This window comes from Azospirillum oryzae, from assembly GCF_900177515.1.
Classification (GTDB): Bacteria; Pseudomonadota; Alphaproteobacteria; order Azospirillales; family Azospirillaceae; genus Azospirillum; species Azospirillum oryzae_A.
Genome location: NZ_FXAK01000007.1, coordinates 1,088,403 through 1,105,235, shown reverse-complemented (window position 1 = coordinate 1,105,235; position 16,833 = coordinate 1,088,403). Strand labels below are relative to the sequence as shown.

Annotated in this window: 13 protein-coding genes and 1 tRNA gene; 1 reads left to right on the top strand and 13 read right to left on the bottom strand. The window is 68.9% G+C overall.

What is annotated here, in order from left to right; genetic code table 11:
* Positions 1 to 89: 89 nt before the first annotated feature.
* The 5 genes from B9N97_RS17745 to B9N97_RS17725 all read right to left on the bottom strand — a co-directional run bounded on the left by B9N97_RS17745 (position 90) and on the right by B9N97_RS17725 (position 6,591).
* Entirely contained in the window at positions 90 to 2,141 is a 2,052-nt protein-coding gene (locus B9N97_RS17745) for an amylo-alpha-1,6-glucosidase (RefSeq protein ID WP_085089032.1), read from the bottom strand.
* Between the two features lie 13 nt (positions 2,142 to 2,154).
* Entirely contained in the window at positions 2,155 to 4,164 is a 2,010-nt protein-coding gene (gene treZ / locus B9N97_RS17740) for a malto-oligosyltrehalose trehalohydrolase (protein WP_085090639.1), read from the bottom strand.
* A 159-nt stretch (positions 4,165 to 4,323) separates the two neighbouring features.
* Positions 4,324 to 4,578 carry a hypothetical protein gene (locus B9N97_RS17735; RefSeq protein ID WP_085089030.1) on the bottom strand — a complete coding sequence of 85 codons (255 nt, stop codon included), beginning with the start codon at positions 4,576 to 4,578 and terminating at the stop codon, positions 4,324 to 4,326.
* A gap of 19 nt (positions 4,579 to 4,597) precedes the next feature.
* Positions 4,598 to 5,779 carry a zinc-dependent alcohol dehydrogenase gene (locus B9N97_RS17730; RefSeq protein WP_085089028.1) on the bottom strand — a complete coding sequence of 394 codons (1,182 nt, stop codon included), beginning with the start codon at positions 5,777 to 5,779 and terminating at the stop codon, positions 4,598 to 4,600.
* Positions 5,776 to 6,591 (bottom strand): SRPBCC family protein, encoded by an 816-nt coding sequence (locus B9N97_RS17725; protein WP_085089026.1) that lies wholly within the window; start codon positions 6,589 to 6,591, stop codon positions 5,776 to 5,778. Before B9N97_RS17725 ends, B9N97_RS17730 begins: the two co-directional genes overlap by 4 nt.
* A 142-nt stretch (positions 6,592 to 6,733) precedes the next feature.
* Between B9N97_RS17725 and B9N97_RS17720 the strand changes: the two genes are divergently transcribed.
* Positions 6,734 to 7,387, top strand: coding sequence for an alpha/beta hydrolase (locus tag B9N97_RS17720; RefSeq protein WP_244560758.1), 654 nt, complete (start codon positions 6,734 to 6,736; stop codon positions 7,385 to 7,387).
* 31 nt (positions 7,388 to 7,418) lie between these two features.
* Here B9N97_RS17720 and B9N97_RS17715 read toward each other — a convergent pair whose 3' ends face one another.
* From B9N97_RS17715 to dnaG, 8 genes are all read right to left on the bottom strand, one after another.
* On the bottom strand, positions 7,419 to 8,366 hold the full coding sequence (locus B9N97_RS17715) for an anti-sigma factor family protein (RefSeq protein ID WP_085089024.1): 948 nt from the start codon (positions 8,364 to 8,366) through the stop codon (positions 7,419 to 7,421).
* Positions 8,366 to 8,875 carry a sigma-70 family RNA polymerase sigma factor gene (locus tag B9N97_RS17710; RefSeq protein ID WP_085089022.1) on the bottom strand — a complete coding sequence of 170 codons (510 nt, stop codon included), beginning with the start codon at positions 8,873 to 8,875 and terminating at the stop codon, positions 8,366 to 8,368. The genes B9N97_RS17715 and B9N97_RS17710 overlap by 1 nt, the downstream gene beginning before the upstream one ends.
* 322 nt (positions 8,876 to 9,197) lie before the next feature.
* Positions 9,198 to 9,887, bottom strand: a complete 690-nt coding sequence (locus tag B9N97_RS17705) for an ABC transporter ATP-binding protein (RefSeq protein WP_085089020.1) — start codon at positions 9,885 to 9,887, stop codon at positions 9,198 to 9,200.
* A 4-nt stretch (positions 9,888 to 9,891) separates the two neighbouring features.
* Positions 9,892 to 11,025: an ABC transporter permease gene (locus B9N97_RS17700; RefSeq protein ID WP_085089018.1), complete on the bottom strand. Its 1,134-nt coding sequence runs from the start codon at positions 11,023 to 11,025 to the stop codon at positions 9,892 to 9,894.
* A complete protein-coding gene (locus tag B9N97_RS17695; RefSeq protein ID WP_085089016.1) occupies positions 11,022 to 12,179 on the bottom strand; it encodes an efflux RND transporter periplasmic adaptor subunit in 1,158 nt (385 codons plus the stop codon). Before B9N97_RS17695 ends, B9N97_RS17700 begins: the two co-directional genes overlap by 4 nt.
* Before the next feature lie 213 nt (positions 12,180 to 12,392).
* Positions 12,393 to 12,468 (bottom strand) — tRNA-Ile (locus B9N97_RS17690).
* Between the two features lie 132 nt (positions 12,469 to 12,600).
* Entirely contained in the window at positions 12,601 to 14,604 is a 2,004-nt protein-coding gene (gene rpoD, locus B9N97_RS17685; RefSeq protein WP_085089014.1) for an RNA polymerase sigma factor RpoD, read from the bottom strand.
* Positions 14,605 to 14,802: 198 nt separating this feature from the next.
* Positions 14,803 to 16,713: a DNA primase gene (dnaG, locus tag B9N97_RS17680; RefSeq protein WP_085089012.1), complete on the bottom strand. Its 1,911-nt coding sequence runs from the start codon at positions 16,711 to 16,713 to the stop codon at positions 14,803 to 14,805.
* Positions 16,714 to 16,833 lie beyond the last annotated feature (120 nt).

Sequence of the window (16,833 nt, the reverse complement as noted above, 5' to 3'; positions counted from 1 at the left end):
GGCATTCCACCATCGTTGCGGGTGGGGTGGCCATCATCGACCGCCCTATGACCTTCGGAAAGGCAGGGCCTGCGCAACCGCCAAAGCTCTCAGTTCTCCGTCTTCGCCCAGCAGCGCAGGACCTCCGCCACGCTCCAGGCCTGGGAGATGCAGCCGCGCGGGGTGAAGGGCGCCTCGGCGTCGAAGATTTCGCTGATGGTGCCAATTCCGGCCTCGTCCAGATGAGGCAGGAAGCCCTCCAGCAGGCGCCGCGCCCCCGCCTTGTCCTCCGGGTGCAGCTTCAGCCACGCATCGACATAGGGGCCGATCAGCCAGCCCCAGACGGTGCCCTGGTGATAGGCGGCGTCGCGCGCCCGCAGGTCGCCGAAATACTTCGCCTTGTAGTCGCGGCAGCCCGGCGCCAGCGACCGCAGCCCCACCGGAGTCAACAGGCGGCTGCGCACCGTCTCCACCACCGGCTCCCACCGCTCGCGCTCCAGCACCGGATGGTCGAGCGAGATGGCGAAGATCTGGTTGGGCCGGCAGGCGATGTCGTCGCCATGCTCGCCATCCACCACGTCGAACAGGTGGCCGGCCGACGGGCACCAGAAGCGCGCGTTGAAGGAGGCGTGGGCCTGATCGGCCAGCTCGCTCAGCGGACGGGCGGCGGTCTCGCCGTCCTCCTCGCGCAGCCAGCCGGCCATCAGCCGCAGGGCGTTGTGCCACAGCGCGTTGATCTCCACCGCCTTGCCCCGGCGCGGCGTCACCACCCAGTCGTCGACCTTGGCGTCCATCCAGGTCAGCTGGTAGCCCTCCTGCCCCTGGCGCAGCAGCCCGTCCTTGGGGTCGACGCCGATGCCGAACCGGGTGCCGCGGCGGTGGAAATCGATCACCTCGCGCAGCTTGGGCAGCAGCAGGCGCAGCGTGTCGCGGTCGCCGGTGGCGGCCAGATAGCGGTGCAGCGCGTGGAAGAACCACAGCGTCGCGTCGGCGGTGTGATATAGCCCGCGGTCCTTGCCGTCGGGGAACATGTTGGGGATCAGGCCGTCGCGGATGTAATGGCCGAAGGTGTGCAGGATCCAGCCCGCCTCCAGGTGGCGCCCGGTGGCCAGCGTCAGCCCTTCCAGCGCGATCATGGTGTCGCGGCCCCAGTCGGTGAACCAATGATAGCCGGCGATCACCGTCCGCACCTCGTCGCCTTCGGCCCGCGCCCGCATCTGGTCGGCGACGCGGCCGGCCGGCACGAACAGGAAGCTGTCGGCGGACAGCACCAGCTCCGCCATCGCCCCGTCGCGCAGGGCGGGATGGGCGTTCTGGATGATGCGGCGGCGGCGCTCCGTCTCGAACACCAGCACGTCCGGCGGCGGCAGCGCCTCCAGCCGCCACCAGTCCTCGGTCGCCGCGGCGAAGGTGATGCTCTGGCCCGACCCGACCTCGCCGCTGAAATAGCCGGGAGTCCACAGCGAGCCGCGCGCCTGATAGCCGCGCTCGTCCTCCACCCGGTAATAGACGTCGCGCCGGATGCCGCCGTCGAGCGTCATCGGGAAATCGCCGCCCTCGATCGCCATGCGCAGCACCGGCAGGTCGGGTCCGGCGGAGACCTCGTAGCGCTGCCCCGCCGCGGTGATGCGGTAGGCGCCGGCCAGGGGCCGATCGACCGCCGATTCCAGCGTGCGGAAGGCCAGCACCGGCCGCAGGCGCAATTGCACCGGCGCCTTCGCCTCCATCACCCGGTAGGTGACGTGGACGATGTTCTGGCCGTGCGGCAGGACGACCTGCTTTTCGATCACCGCCCCGCCGGCGCGGAAACGCCAGACCGGCAGCCCTTCCTCCATGCGGAATTCCTGCAGGGCGGCGGTCTGTCCGTCCTCCGCCGTCTCCCCGCCTACCGGATCACCGCCGGTATCGCGGCAGCTGAGGCGATAGCTGCGGCCGTCGGCGTCGATGACCACGTCACTCAGCTGGCTCAGCATCAGCACGCGGCCGAGCGGGGCCGGCAGCGCCGCGATCAGCAGCCCGTGGTAGCGCCGCGTCACCGCCCCCGACACCGACCCGGAGGCATAGCCGCCAAGACCGTTGGCGACCAGCCATTCACGGGTTTCGGCACCTTTCGGACCGGTGTTCAGGACCTCGCGCGACAGGGTGCGGACGAAATCAGCCATGATGGACCTATGCTCAGCTATCGGTTTCCGACCCTTGGGAAACCACGATGACCGGGGTTGTGTTGCCTCCGGACCCGTTGCTTTTTATTGACGCGCTTTTCGTCGGAGATTCGCGCGCAGGCCCCAGAACCAGCGCCGCGTGGCCGGGCAGCCGCCAAGCGCCGTCCGGCTGCTCCACCGCCGCCGTGCCGCAGCCGCCATAGGCAGGTTCCTCGCTGGACCACAGCACCGTCCATGCGCCGTCGAGCGGCGGGGCCAGCAGCGGCTCCGCCAGCGCGCGGAGCGTGAGGTCGCGGCCGAGATTGACCAGGACCAGACGGTCGTCGCCCTCCTCCTCCCCGAAGAAGCGGAGGACAAAGGCCTCGTCGTCCAGCACGGCGCCGTCCAGCCCGCCGGTGCGCTGGGCGGCGAACACCGCATCCCCCCGGCGCAGGCGCAGCAGGTCGCGGTGCATTGTCCAGACCGCGGCGTTGGCTTCGCGTTCCCGGTGGTCGAGCTTGCAGCGGGTGAAGCTGTCCTCCGCCTGCGGCTTGGGCAGCCCGGTCCGCATCGCCGGCTCGGCGATGCTGGGGAACTGCGCCAGGAACTCCGCCCTGCCCGCCTCGACCAGCGCGGCGAGGTCGGGCTTGTGGTCGGCGAAATAGAGGAAGGGGGCGCTGGCGGCGAACTCCTGCCCCTGGAACAGCATCGGCGTGCCGGGTCCCAGCAGGATCAGCGCCGTCATCGCCCGCAGCAACCCCGGCGTGGTCAGCGCATGCAGCCGCAGGCCGCGGGCGGAGTTGGCGATCTGGTCGTGGTTCTGCAGGAAATTGACGAAGGCCGGTCGCGGCATGGCGAAGGCCGGCATGCCGCGCCGCTGGCCCTGCCAGCGATACCACTGCCCCTGATAGAGGAAGCCGTGCTTCATCGCCGACACGAACTCCTGCGGCGTGCCGCGATAGTCGGTGTAATAGGCCTCGTTGCGGCCGGTCAGCGCCACCATCGCCGAATGGTGCAGGTCATCGTTCCAGATGGCGCACAGGCCGCAGCCGCCCTCGTCGGCCGGCTTCACCATGCTGGCGTGCTGCGGCTCGTTCTCCCCCACCAGGATGGCGGCGCGCCCGCCGGCTGCCTTGCGCACGGCGCGGGAGATCTCGGTCAGGATGTGCGGTTCACCTTTTTCCTGGCTGGAATCATGGATCGACTGGGTGGCGTCCAACCGCAGCCCGTCCAGATGATATTCCTCGATCCAGAAGGCGGCGTTGCACAGGAAGAACTCCCGCACCGGCTCCGCGTTGGCGCCGTCGAAGTTGATCGGCTCGCCCCACTCGTTCCTGTAGCGGTCGGTGAAGTAATCGTCGGCGAAGCATTTCAGGTAATTGCCGTCCGGGCCGAAGTGGTTGTAGACGACGTCGAGAATGACGGCGAGCCCCAGCCGGTGCGCCCCGTCGACGAAGCGCCGCATGGCGCTGGGATCGCCGTAGAGCCGCGTCGGCGCGAACAGGTTCACCCCGTCGTAACCCCAGCCGAAGCGGCCGGGAAACTCCGACACCGGCATCACCTCCAGCACCGTCACGCCGAGATCGGCCAACGCCGGCAGCTCCCGCAGCGCGGCATCCCAGGTCCCTTCCTGTGTGAAGGTGCCGATGTGCATCTCGTAGATCACCTGGCCCCGGATCGCGCGGCCTCGCCAGTCCTGGTCGGTCCAGGCGAAGCGGTGCGGGTCGACCAGTTGGGAAGGCCCATGCGGCCCCTCGGGCTGGAAGCGCGACATCGGGTCGGGATAGAGCATGTCGCCGCCGTCCAGCCGGAAACGGTAGAGACCGCCGGCCTCCAGCCCCGGCACGGCGCCGGAGAAATAGCCGTTGCCCTCGCGCTCCAGCGCCGTCGCCTGCCCGTCCGGTTCGGCCACAAGCTCGACCCGTCCGGCCTTCGGCGCCCAGACCCGCGCATGGACGCCGCCGGGCAGCAACTCCACACCGATGGGCCAGCGGCGTTTCACGGTGGCCTGCGCCTGCTCGACAGGCGGTGCGGCGGCGGACATCTTCACGGCAGCTGGCCCCCGAATGAGTGATGCGGACTTGCCTCGCGGGTATGGTCAACAGGAGCGGGGCGGCGTGGTCGCGGGCGGGCTGAAAATTGTTTCAGCGGCTAAGGATTTCGGGGTGGAGCATCGGCTTTGGATGCCCCACCCGGCCCCTCATCACACCCGCTCCCCGAAGCTCCGCGCCGCCGCGTCGATCACCAGCGGGTGGGCGCGCAGCGCGGTCAGCGCCGCTTCGACCTTGTCGTCGGTGACCTCCAGCGTCACCACCACGTCGGACCGGTCGCCGCGCTCGGCGTCGCGCTCCTCCCGTCCCCGCTGCACGACATGGCCGAAGCGGTCGCGCAGGCTGCCGACGATCTCGGCCTCCACACCCCGGCCGCGTTCGGCGGGATAGGCGTAGACCAGTTCCATGCGGCTCTCCCTTCTCACTCTATCCTTGCGGGGCGAAGACGACGCGCAGGCAGTCGTCGGCCTTCTCCTTGAACATGCGGTAGGCCTGCGGGCCGTCGTCCAGCGGCAGCCGGTGCGTCATCAGATAGGAGGGGTCGAGGTCGCCGTTGCGGATGTGCTCGAACAGGCGCTCGGCATAGCGCTGGCCGTTCTGCTGGCCCATGCGGAAGGTCAGGGCCTTGTTCATCGCCGCCCCCATCGGGAACTTGTCGATCACCCCGCCATAGACGCCGACGATCGACAGGGTGCCGCCCTTGCGGCAGCTCTCGATCATCTGGCGCAGCACCGCCGGCCGGTCGGTCTGCAGCCCCACCGCCTGCTTGGCGCGGTCGTACAAATCCTCCACCGCGTTCGACGCGCTGTCGGCCTCCATGCCGACGGCGTCGATGCAGACGTCGGGACCGCGCCCGCCGGTCATCGCCTGCAGCGCATCGAAGACGTCGACGCGGCTGTAGTCCAGCGTCTCCGCCCCGACCTTCATCTGGGCGGAGCGCAGCCGGTCGGGAAAGCGGTCGATGCCGATCACCCGCTCCGCCCCCAGCAGATAGGCGCTGCGGATCGCCATCTGGCCGACGCCGCCGCAGCCCCACACCGCCACAACGTCGCCCGGCTTGATCCCGGCCATGTCGGCGGCCATGTAGCCGGTCGGCACCGCGTCCGACACGAAGACCGCCTTCTCGTCGCTGACCCCCTCCGGCACGCGGAAGGCGTTGAAGTCGGCGTAGGGCACCCGGATGTATTCGGCATGGCTGCCGGCATAGCCGCCGAAGGCGTGGCTGTAGCCGAAGATGCCGGCGCCGCAATGGCCGTAGGCGGTGCGGGCGTAGTCCGGGTTCGGGTTGGAGTTGTCGCACAGCGAGCTTTCGCCGTGTTGGCAATGCCCGCAATGACCGCAGCCGATGATCGACACGGTGATGACCCGGTCGCCGCGGTTGAGATAGCGGACCTCCGGCCCCTTCTCCACGATCTCGCCGAGGAATTCGTGGCCGATGATGTCGCCGGGCCGCATGGTCGGCACATAGCCGTCGATCAGATGCAGGTCCGATCCGCAGACCGACGACAGCGCCACCTTGACGATCACGTCATGCGGATTGACCAGCACCGGGTCGGGCACCCGCTCCACCCGCAGGTCGTTGGTTCCGTTCCAGCAGAGCGCCTTCATTCCGTCGCCTCCCGGAAAGTGCCGGAGCCGTTTCCGCGCGGCTGCCGGTCGATCGTCGACAGCTCGCCGGTCTCAACCCGCTGTTTCAGCCGGCGCAGCGCCTCTTCCGCCTGCCCTTCCGGCGTCACGCCCAGAAGCGCCGCCACCTCGGTCGCCGGAACGCGGTAGACCAGCGTCAGCCGCACCTCCGTCCCGCGGTCGCCCGGCGCCGGGCTCAGCATCAGCGAGGCGCGGTGCGGCAGCGCCGTCTCGCCCACCGTGTGCCAGGTCAGCAACCGGTCCTCGTCGACGCGGTCGAGCACGCAGCGCCAGCTCGGCCCCTCGCCGCCCGAGAAAGGTTTGGCGATCCAGCGGCTTTCGGTGGCCGACAGCACATCGACCCGCTCCAGCTGCGGCATCAGCTTCGGCAGATTGGCGAAATTGCGCCAGAAGCGGAAGACGGCGCCAGGGTCGGACGCGATGGTGACGACGGCCTGCGTGCGCTCCGGCGTCAGCGACCGCCGGCGGGAGGACGGGACGCTGCGCCAGGAGGCTGAGGTCGGTGCGGCATGCAGGGACCGCTCGCCGAAAGGCCGCAACCCAAGCGCGCCGACGGCGAACAGTCCGGCGCCGCCCAGCGCCAGCATCGCCCCGCCCCAACCCGACCGCCGCAACCCCATCACACCGAGCGCGGTGCCGCCCATCATGGCAAGCCAGCGGCCGCCGGTCGCGGCCCCGCCCGATCCAAGCCGGTCGCCGATCCGGCTCAAGCCCGAGCCGAGCGAGTCCGTCCGCGGCCAGCGACCGTCTCCGGTCAAACTGTTCGACGCCATTGCCGCTCCTTTCCCGAATGTCCAATGCCTGTCGACAGAGAACAGCCGGGTTGCGGCTTCGTTGCCTCGCCCGCCCCGGTATGCGGCAACCGCGGGGCGTTCCCGCTGTTACCATCTGCAGCAGCAAAGATCGGAAGGGAGAATGGCCGTGCCGCTTCTGGACGCCACCATGGGCATCGCCGACGCCGAAGGCTTTCAGCCTGTGACGCTGGAAACCGATCGTGGCCCGGTCGAGGGCCGCTATTACCCGGTGCCGGGCGGGGATCTGGCGGCGCTGTGGGTCGGCGGGGTCGGCGGCGGCTTCGACACGCCGGCGCGCGGGCTCTATCCCCGGCTGGCCGCCGACCTGACCGCCGACGGCATCGCCTCGCTGCGCCTGCGCTTCCGCGATCCGCGCGACCTGGAGGAGGCGGTGTACGACCTGCTGTGCGGGCTGAGTTTCCTTGGCCGCCAGGGCATCCACCATGTGGCGCTGGTCGGCCATTCCTTCGGCGGGGCGGTGGTCATCCAGGCGGCGGTGTCGAACCGCGGTGCCGTCTGCACGGTGGTGACGCTGGCGACCCAGGGCTACGGCACCGACCCGGTCGGCGACCTGTCCTGCCCCATCCTGCTGATCCACGGCGAGGCGGACGAGATCCTGCCGCCCAGCTGCTCCATCCACGTCCACCGCAAAGCGCGCGAACCGAAGAAGCTGGTCCTGGTTCCCGGCACCGGCCACGCCCTGGACGAGGCGTCGGAGGCGGTCTGCCGCGAGGTGCGCGACTGGCTGAAGGAAATTCTGCTGCTGAAACGCTGAGGGGAGCCATCGGCTCCCCCCATCCACTCCCTCAGCTCTCCTTGGCCTTGTGCGTGTCGCTGATCGGCTGCACGCCGGCCGGCTGTTCCTGCTGCGGTTGCGGCTGTTGCTGCTGGGGCTGCTGTTCCGGCGGCGGCTCGCGGCGCGGCGGGCCGGCCTTCACGTCCTGATAGACCGCCTTGGCGATCTCAAGCAGTTCCTCCTTCGACAGGCGGCCGGCCAGCGCGTAGGCCAGCGGACCCTCGACCCAATAGAACGTCGCGACGTCGCCGTTCTGGGTGAAGCTGAAGTTGGACTGGTTCCCGCTTTGGGGGGCCCCGACGAACAGGGTGATCCGCTTGTTGCCGTCGTTGGCGTACATGTACTGGGCGCCGGCACCGAGATCGGTCGGCAGCGACCGGCCGCCGATCAGCCGGTAGCCGACGCGGCCAAGGTCCGGACCGAACACGTCGCGGCCCATCCGCTTGGACAGCCAGCCGTTCAACTCGTCCTGATTGTCGGCGCCAAGCTCCACCTGGAACCGTTCGTCGGAGGTGTAGAAGCGGTGCGCCTGCGTCGCCTCCTGGGCGAAGGTGGCCAGCGTCTGGCGCTGCTGGGCGACGGGAGCGGCGGCCTGCTGGTCGGCGCCACGGCCCATCCAGCCGCCGGCCGCACCGGCGACCACCAGCATCACCGCGGCGGCGAACCGCACCAGCGGGCGGGCATGCCAGGCCGGACGGTTGTCGTTGAAGGCGATGCGACCCTTCAGCCGGTCGGACAGCTCCTGAACCGTGTCGCTCGGCGGTTCGCGCAGGACGGAGTCGAACATCTCGTGCAGCAGCAGCCCCTGGGCGCGGTAATCCTCCGCCCGGCGCGCCGCCTCCGGATCCTCGGCAAGCCATCGCTCCACCGCCAGACGGCGGTTGCCGTCCAGCTGGCCATCCACATAGGCGTGGAGTTCGTCCTCCGTGACCCGTCCAGTCGCTTGATGCGCGTTCATCACTTCACCCGCCGGAGGGTGACGCCACCCTCGTTCGCCAGTTTCGCCCGCACCGCCTCGCGCGCCCGTGAAAGGCGCGACATGACGGTCCCGATCGGTACGCCGAGCATGTCGGCGACCTCGTCATATTTCAGGCCCTCCAGCGCCACCAGAAGCAGCACCTTGCGCTGTTCCTCCGGCAACTCGTCGACCGCGCGCATCATCTCGCGCAGCTCGACACGCTCTTCCTGCCGGGCCGGACTGACCAGCTTCGATTCGACGTCGGCGACGTCGACCTCCTGCGGCCGGGCGGCCTTGGAACGGACCTGATTGACGTGGACGTTGTGCAGGATGGTGAAAAGCCATGCCCGCAGGTTCGTCCCCGCCTGGAAGCTGTCGGCGCGCGCCACCGCGCGCGTCAGCGCCTCCTGCACCAGATCCTCCGCATCCGCACCGTTGCGCAGCAACGCACGCGCGTAGCGCCGCAAGGACGCGATGTGGACTTCCAGATCGACCCCGAATTTGCTCAACCGCGCACCCGTTCCTTACCGGTAACGCCAAGGCTCACGCCATGGACTCCCCCTTCCAGCGAGAGGCCGGACGGGACGACGAGGGCGCCGCAACTCCAGGGCCGGGCCGGCTCACTCGACCCTGCGGCCGAAATGGGGACCCGATGCATATGGGTGCGAACGCGCGCCGCGCATCCTTTATTCCAGACTTTGTCGGGCTTGCAGCAAAATTTGTGCGGTACGGCCACGCTTGTGCCGAAAAGGCTTCAGGCCGGCCCGGCGGGGAACGGAATGCCGCATGCGGCGGCAGCGATCCTGCGGGCGTGGACCGTGCTGCATACTTTCACCCGTTGGGGACGACCCGCCCGTCGCGCAACGTCACCGTGCCGTCGAAGCGGCCGAAGATCGTCTCGTCGTGCGTGACGACCAGGATCGCCGCCTGCTGCTCGATGGCGAGCCGGCGCAGCAGGTCCATCACCATGGCGGCGCGCCCGGAATCCAGGGCCGCCGTCGGCTCGTCGGCCAGGATGATGCGCGGACGATTGGCGAGCGCGCGGGCGATGGCGACTCGCTGCGCCTCGCCGCCCGACAGCCGCGACGGCAGCGTTGCGCTGCGGTGCCCCACCTCCAGATAGTCCAGCAAGGCCCGCGCGCGGCGCCGCGCCTCGGCGCCGGGAACGCCGGCAAGGTCGAGCGCGACCGCGACATTCTCCTCGGCGGTCAGGAACGGCAGCAGGTTGTGGAACTGGAAGATGAAGCCGATCTTCTCCAACCGCAGCCGGCGCAGGTCGGATCGAAGCCAGCGGCCGTCGTAGACCGTCTCGCCGTCGAGATCCAGGCGGCCGCGCGTCGGTTCGACGATGCAGCCGATCAGGTTCAGCAGCGTCGTCTTGCCCGATCCGCTGGGGCCGAGCAGCCCGACCACCTGCCCCGGATAGACCTGCAGGTCGGTGTCCGTCAGCGCATGCACGGCGGCCTCGCCTCGGCCGTAGGTCTTGGCGATACCCCGAAGCTCGACGAGCGGCGCGGCCATCGCCCTACCCTCCCAGCGCCGTGGCCGGATCGACCTTGAGCGCCAGGCGCACGCCAAGCCCGCTCGCCGCCACGCACAGGACCAGCACCGCCGCGCCCAGCATCAGCGCGTCCTCCGGCAGCAGCAGCAGACGGCGCGGAAAGTGATCCTTGGCGAGCAGTATCAGCAGCGTGCCGGTGCCCCAGCCAATGCTCCCCATGGCGAGCGCCTGCTGCACGATCAGGGCGACGATGGTGCGGTCGGGTGCGCCGATCAGCTTGAGCGTGGCAATGGCCTTCACCTTGTCCATGGTCAGCGTGTAGAGGATCAGCGCGATCACCACCGCCGACACCGCCAGCAGGATCCCCGTGAACAGGCCGATCTGCCGGCGCGCCTTCTCGACCACCGATTTCAGCAGCAGCCCTTCCTGGTCCTCCTGCGTCAGCGCCCCCAGATGCTTCCAGCGCGCCGCCTCCGCCGCGACGCCGGCCGCCGGCACGCCGGGCAGCATCCGCGCCACCACCGCGTTCACGGTGTCGAGACCGGCCGGGCTGGCGCCACGCGCCAATTCGCGCCGGGCGGCGGGCGGGTCCAGCTCGAACTGCAGACGCTGGCTGTCCTTCAGCGTCAGATGAACCACCGGATCGCCGCCCGACGCGACGATGCCCTCGGTCAGCCCCACCACCTCGTAGAAGTCCCGTCCCAGCCGCACCCGTTCGCCGATCTCCAGCCCGGCGCGACGTTCGGCGAGCATTTCGTAGTGGCTGCGGGTGATCGGCCGCCCGGCGGCGAGGCGCTTCGGCTCGCCCGGCCGGCCCTGCTCGTAACCGACCACGTACAAGCGCAACGTCCGCCCACGGTGTGCGGTTTCCACCGACTGGAAGGTGAGCGACCCTGCGGCCGCCACCCCGGCCAACCGCGCCACCGCGTCGCGCGTGTCGCCGGGAATGCGCGAGGCCTCGGCAAAGGGGCCGCGGGTGCCGGATTCGACGATCCACAGGTCGGCGCCGGGGGCACGCACCAGGGTCAGCGCCTCATCGACCAGCCCACGGTAGATGCCGATCATCGACAGCACGACGCCCAGCAGCAGGCTCAGCCCCAGGCAGGTCAGCAGGAAGCGGCCCAGGTTGTGGCGGACGTCGCGCAGCGCGAGGTTCATGGCGGCGCCCCCAACGGATCGGCGCGCCGGCCCTCGCGCAGGCCGGATGCGGCGGCGACCACCGGCCGCACGCCATCGGGCAGGCCGCCGGTCACCTCCAGCCGACCGTCCAGCATGCGCCTGCCGAAACTCAGCGCGCGGCGGGCGAGGCGGCCGTCCTCGATGGTCCACACCGTGCCGCTCCGTCCGTCGAAACCATCGATCGCCATCTGCGGCACCAGCACGGCGCGCGGCAGGCGGCCCACCGCGATGGTCGCCTCGACCTGTTCGGCGAGATAGACACGCGGCGGGCAGACCTCGCATTTCAGGTAGACTTTCCGCTCCTCGGTGACGCGGTCGCTTTCCAGCTCGATGCGGGTCACGCGCGCCCGAAAGGTTGCGCCGGGAAGCGAACGCAGACGCACCGTCGCCGCAAGACCTTCCGCCAATCCACCGGCCGAGGCTTCATCGATGTGGACCAGCGCCCAGACGCTGTCCGGGGCGATCAGGGTGAACAGCGGCTCGCCGGGATTGACGGCGGCGCCCAGTTCCTTGTGGCGGGCGATCACCAACGCGTCGAACGGGGCGGTCAACGTGTAGCGGTCGAGCCGCGCGGATTCGTAGCGCAGCCGCGCTTCGGAATCGGCCACGGCGGCTTCGGCCACCGCAAGGTCGGACTGCGCCACCGCCAGTTCCGCTTCTGCAACGCGCAGGTCGGCGGCACTGTCCTCCGCAACCTCCACCGACACGCTGCCCTTGGCCAGCAGTTGCTGCCGTCGTCCGGCGGCCTGCCGGCGCTTGTCGAGCAGTGAATGCGCCTTGAGGATGGTTGCCTCCGCCCTGGCGCGCGCCGCCCGTGCCTGCCCGACTGCGGCCTTGGCCTCGGCGACGCGGGCGTCCTGCTGGCGGGTGTCGAGGCGGGCAAGCACGGCGCCCTGGGGCACGCGGTCGCCGTGGTCGGCGAACAGTTCCGTCAGCGTGCCGGCAACCTCCAGCCCGACCGCGGAGCGCACCCGCGCCTCTACCGTGCCTATGCCGTAGACCTCCAAAGGAACCTCGTCCTCCTCTGCCGCGACCGGCACCGCCAGCGGGCGCAGCCACAACGCCCAGGCACCGCCGGCCAGGACGCCGAGGATCGGGAGCAGCGCGAGACCGCGGCGCAGCAGCCGACGCATGTCCGAGTTTCCTTCGCCCGTTCCCAATTGCGGAAACGATACACCCCGCCGCGCACCCGCGTCGGTGAGATCGTCACCAACGCACCGAGGCGAACCGCCGCAGGCCAACCGAAGGCTGTCCTATCAGACCAGAGGAAATAGTGTGCTTTATCCCACGCAATCCGCGACGGGGAGGAGGGTGCCGACAGCCTGTCGGAACCCGCTGGAAAAGCGTGGTGGGCCCGGCCGGATTCGAACCGACGACAACACCGTTATGAGCGGCGCGTTCTAACCGCTGAACTACAGGCCCTACCGCGGGGCGCACTTTGCGACAAAGCTTCGGGGAAATGCAACCCCTCGTTCATCGTTCCGACGCGGAAGTCCGAAAACGAAAACGGGGGCCAACCGGCCCCCGCTTCGTCTCAAACCGAAACGCTTCCAATCAGGTATCCAGGAAGCTGCGCAGCTTGCGCGACCGCGACGGGTGCTTCAGCTTGCGCAGCGCCTTCGCCTCGATCTGGCGGATGCGCTCGCGGGTCACGTTGAACTGCTGGCCGACCTCTTCCAGCGTGTGGTCGGTGTTCATGCCGATGCCGAAGCGCATGCGCAGCACACGCTCCTCGCGCGGCGTCAGCGAGGCCAGGACTCGGGTCGTCGTCTCGCGCAGGTTCGCCTGGATGGCGGCGTCGAGCGGCAGGACCGCGTTCTTGTCCTCGATGAAATCGCCGAGATGCGAATCCTCCTCGTCGCCGATCGGCGTTTCGAGGGAGATCGGCTCCTTGGCGATCTTCAGGACCTTGCGGACCTTCTCCAGCGGCATCATCAGACGCTCGGCCAGCTCTTCCGGGGTCGGCTCGCGACCGATCTCGTGCAGCATCTGGCGGCTGGTGCGGACCAGCTTGTTGATCGTCTCGATCATGTGGACCGGGATGCGGATGGTCCGCGCCTGGTCCGCGATGGAGCGGGTGATGGCCTGACGAATCCACCAGGTGGCGTAGGTCGAGAACTTGTAGCCGCGCCGGTACTCGAACTTGTCCACCGCCTTCATCAGGCCGATGTTGCCCTCCTGGATCAGGTCCAGGAACTGCAGGCCGCGGTTCGTGTACTTCTTGGCGATGGAGATGACGAGACGCAGGTTGGCCTCGACCATCTCCTTCTTGGCCCGGCTCGCTTCCTTCTCGCCCTTCTGGACGGTGGAGACGATGCGGCGGAACTCGTTGATCGGCAGGCGCGCTTCCTCGGCGACGTTGGAGATCGCCTCGCGCGTCTTGCGGATGTCGCCGTCGTACTTCTCCGCGAACTTGCCCCAGGTCTTGGGGTTCAGGCCGCGGATGCGCTCCAGCCAGTTCGGGTCCAGCTCGTGGCCGAAATACTGGTTCAGGAAGTCCTCGCGCTTCACCCGGCACTCGGTCGCCATGCGCAGCAGACGGCCTTCGAAGCCGGTCAGCTTGCGGTTCAGGCCATAGAGCTGCTCGACCAGTTGCTCGATGCGCTGGTTGTTCAGGCGGACGGTGTTCATCAGCTCGACCATTTCGAGCTTCAGCTTGTCGTACTTCTTGTCCGTCTGCTTGCCGACATCCTCGCCGCGCTGCATCGCGGCCATGCGGGCCTCATGCAGCTTGTGCAGCTTGTCGTAGGTCGCCTTGATGTTCTCGAAGGTCTCGATGACCTGAGGCTTCAGCGCGGCTTCCATCGCGGACAGCGACAGGCTGTTCTCGCCCTCTTCGCCTTCCTCGCCCTCATCGCCCTCGCCTTCGGCGCGCGGCGGACGCGGCTCGTCGCCTTCCTCCTCGGCCGGCGCTTCGGATGCGGGAGCGGCACCGGCGGTACCGGCGGTCTCGACCGCCTCGGCCAGCCCCTCCGGCATCTCCTCGCCGTCCGGACCGCCGCCATAGGTGGCGTCCAGATCGATGATGTCGCGCAGCAGCATCTTCCCTTCCATCAGGGAATCATGCCACTCCAGAATGGCGCGGATGGTCAGGGGCGATTCGCAGATCGCGCCGATCATCATCTCGCGGCCGGCCTCGATCCGCTTGGCGATGGCGATTTCGCCTTCTCGCGACAGCAGCTCCACCGAACCCATCTCGCGCAGATACATGCGCACGGGGTCGTCGGTGCGGCCGATGTCGTCGTCGTCGAGGTTGCCCGACGAACGGCCTTCGCCCTCGCCGGCCCCTTCGCCGCTGTTCTCCGAATCCTGCTCTTCCGATTCGACGATGTTGATGCCCATTTCGGACAGCATCGCCATCGTGTCTTCGATCTGCTCGGACGAGGACGAATCCTGCGGCAGCGCTGCGTTCAGCTCGTCATAGGTGACATACCCGCGCTCCTTGCCACGGGCGATCATCTTCTTGACGGCCAAACCCATGCCGTCCATCAGAGGACCGTCTGCGGATTCCTCCCGCGTTTCGGAAACTTCCACGCTGTTCGCAGCTTTCGTGGCCATGCGATCGGTGCCCCCGCATTACCCCAGTGAATAAAGACGAAAGGAGCGCCCGGTCCCGGTTTCCCGGCCCGTCCGCCCCACCCCCAACCGTGTATCTACCCAGAACCCGCCATCACAGAAACTGTCATGCGGCCCCGTCCTGTTGCCCTTTGTCCCATCAACCGATGCCCGATTGGCGACGATATAGGTCATCAACCGTCAGACATCGTCAAAGTCACTGTCGTCCGCGATACCCAGACCGGACTTGATGACCTCCTGCTGAAGAGCAGCAACACGTGCGAGGTTGGCCTCGTTCGTATCACGCTTCAGAGCCGCTTTCGCTTCCCTAAGATCGTCCAGCACCCGCTCGTGATGCAGATGCCGCCACGCAGGCCACCATCCCTTCCTAGCATCCTCCGTAGAGGCGTCAGGACGGGCGAAGCCGGCATGGTTATAAGTCGACTCGCCTAGCAAAGCACCGACCATTGCCTCATGGCCGGCGGATGACAAGTGGCGACAAAGCGCAGCGGCGTCAAGTGTCGAGTCGTGATTGCGGTCGTCGGAAAGGCATTCCATGACCGCCCAGCGCAGTTTTTCCAGCTCCGGGTCACCGAACGGCAACAGCCCCAGCGGCTCGGCCAGTTCGCCGAACAATTCCGGATGATTGATGAGCGTCGCCAGCAGGATCCGCTCCCGCATCGAGGCGAGGCGCGAGGCGCGGCCCCGCCCCTCCCCGACCGGCTTGGAGGTCAGGCGGCCCGGCGTGCCCGGCACATGGCGGCGCGGCGCCTCGCCGAAGCGGCCCCGCCCCTGCCCCGGCACCCAGGGGCCGCGATTGTAGCCCTGGCGCACCGGGGCAAAGGCCTCGTCGACGCGGCGGCGCATCTCGGTGCGGTAGAAGCTCTGGACGTCGCGGTCGGCGATGGTGGCGACGCGGGCTTCCAGCGCCGCCTTCACCGCGGCCTTGGCCTCCGGCGTGTCGGTCGGCCGGCCTTCGCTCTCCATCCGCCACAGGGCGTCGGACAGCGGGATGGCGGCCTCCAGCACCGCCCCCATCGCCTTCGCGCCGCTGGCGCGGATCAGGCTGTCGGGGTCCTCCCCTTCCGGCAGGAAGGCGACGCGGGCCGACTGGCCGGGGGCGAGGTGCGGCAAAATGCGCTCCACCGCCCGCCACGCCGCGCGCCGGCCGGCATTGTCGCCGTCGAAGCACAGGAAGGGCACCTTCTCCGCCGCCGGGATCAGCTTCCACAGTTCCTGCACCTGCGTCTCGGTCAGCGCGGTGCCCAGCGGCGCCACGGCGCCCTCGAAGCCGGCGCGAACCAGCGCGATCACATCCATATAACCTTCGGCGACGATCACCGGCTTGCCGTCCGCCGCCGCCTGCCGCGCCCGCGACAGGCCGTAGAGCAGCGTGCCCTTGTGGAAGAGCGGGGTGTCGGCGGTGTTGACGTATTTCGGCCCGTCGCCCTCCAGGATGCGCCCGCCGAAGGCGACCACCTGCCCGCGCCGGTCGGTGACCGGGAACATCACGCGGTTGCGGAAGAAGCTGTAGGGAGACCGGCCGTCGTCCGGCCGCTTCAGCAGCCCGGCATTGACCATGTCCTCGTCGGAAAAGCCCTGCTTGCCCAGATATGTCCGCAGCGCGTTCGAATCGCCGGGGGCGTAGCCCAGCCGGAAGCGGGCGATGGTCTCGCCGTCCAGCCCGCGCCGCATAAAATAGTCCAGCCCCGGCCGCCCGGCCGACGTGTGCAGCTGCTGCTCGAACCAGCGCGCCGCCTGCTCGACAAGGTCATGCAGGGTCTTGCGCCGCTCGTAGCGCTGCCGGTCCTCCTCCGTCGGGCGCGGCACCGGCAAGCCGGCCTCGCCCGCCAGATGCTCGACCGCATCGGGGAAGCCGAGGTTGTCGTGGCGCATGACGAAGCCGATGATGTCGCCATGGGCGCCGCAGCCGAAGCAATGGAAGAAGCCCTTCTGGTCGTTGACGTAGAAGGACGGCGACTTCTCATTGTGGAAGGGACAGGGCGCCTTGTACTCCCGCCCGGCGCGGATCAGCCGGAGACGCTTGGAGACCACTTCCGACAGGGTCAGCCGGGTGCGCAGTTCTTCCAGGAATTGGGGCGGGAAAGCCATGGTCGAACGGTCACCGGGGTACGAAGGCCAAAGGGCGGAAACGATGGGCGGAGCCAATGGGCGCTAGGCTATAGCAGAGGCATAGTATGGGAACCAGCGCCGCCGGCCCCAAGGGCGCAG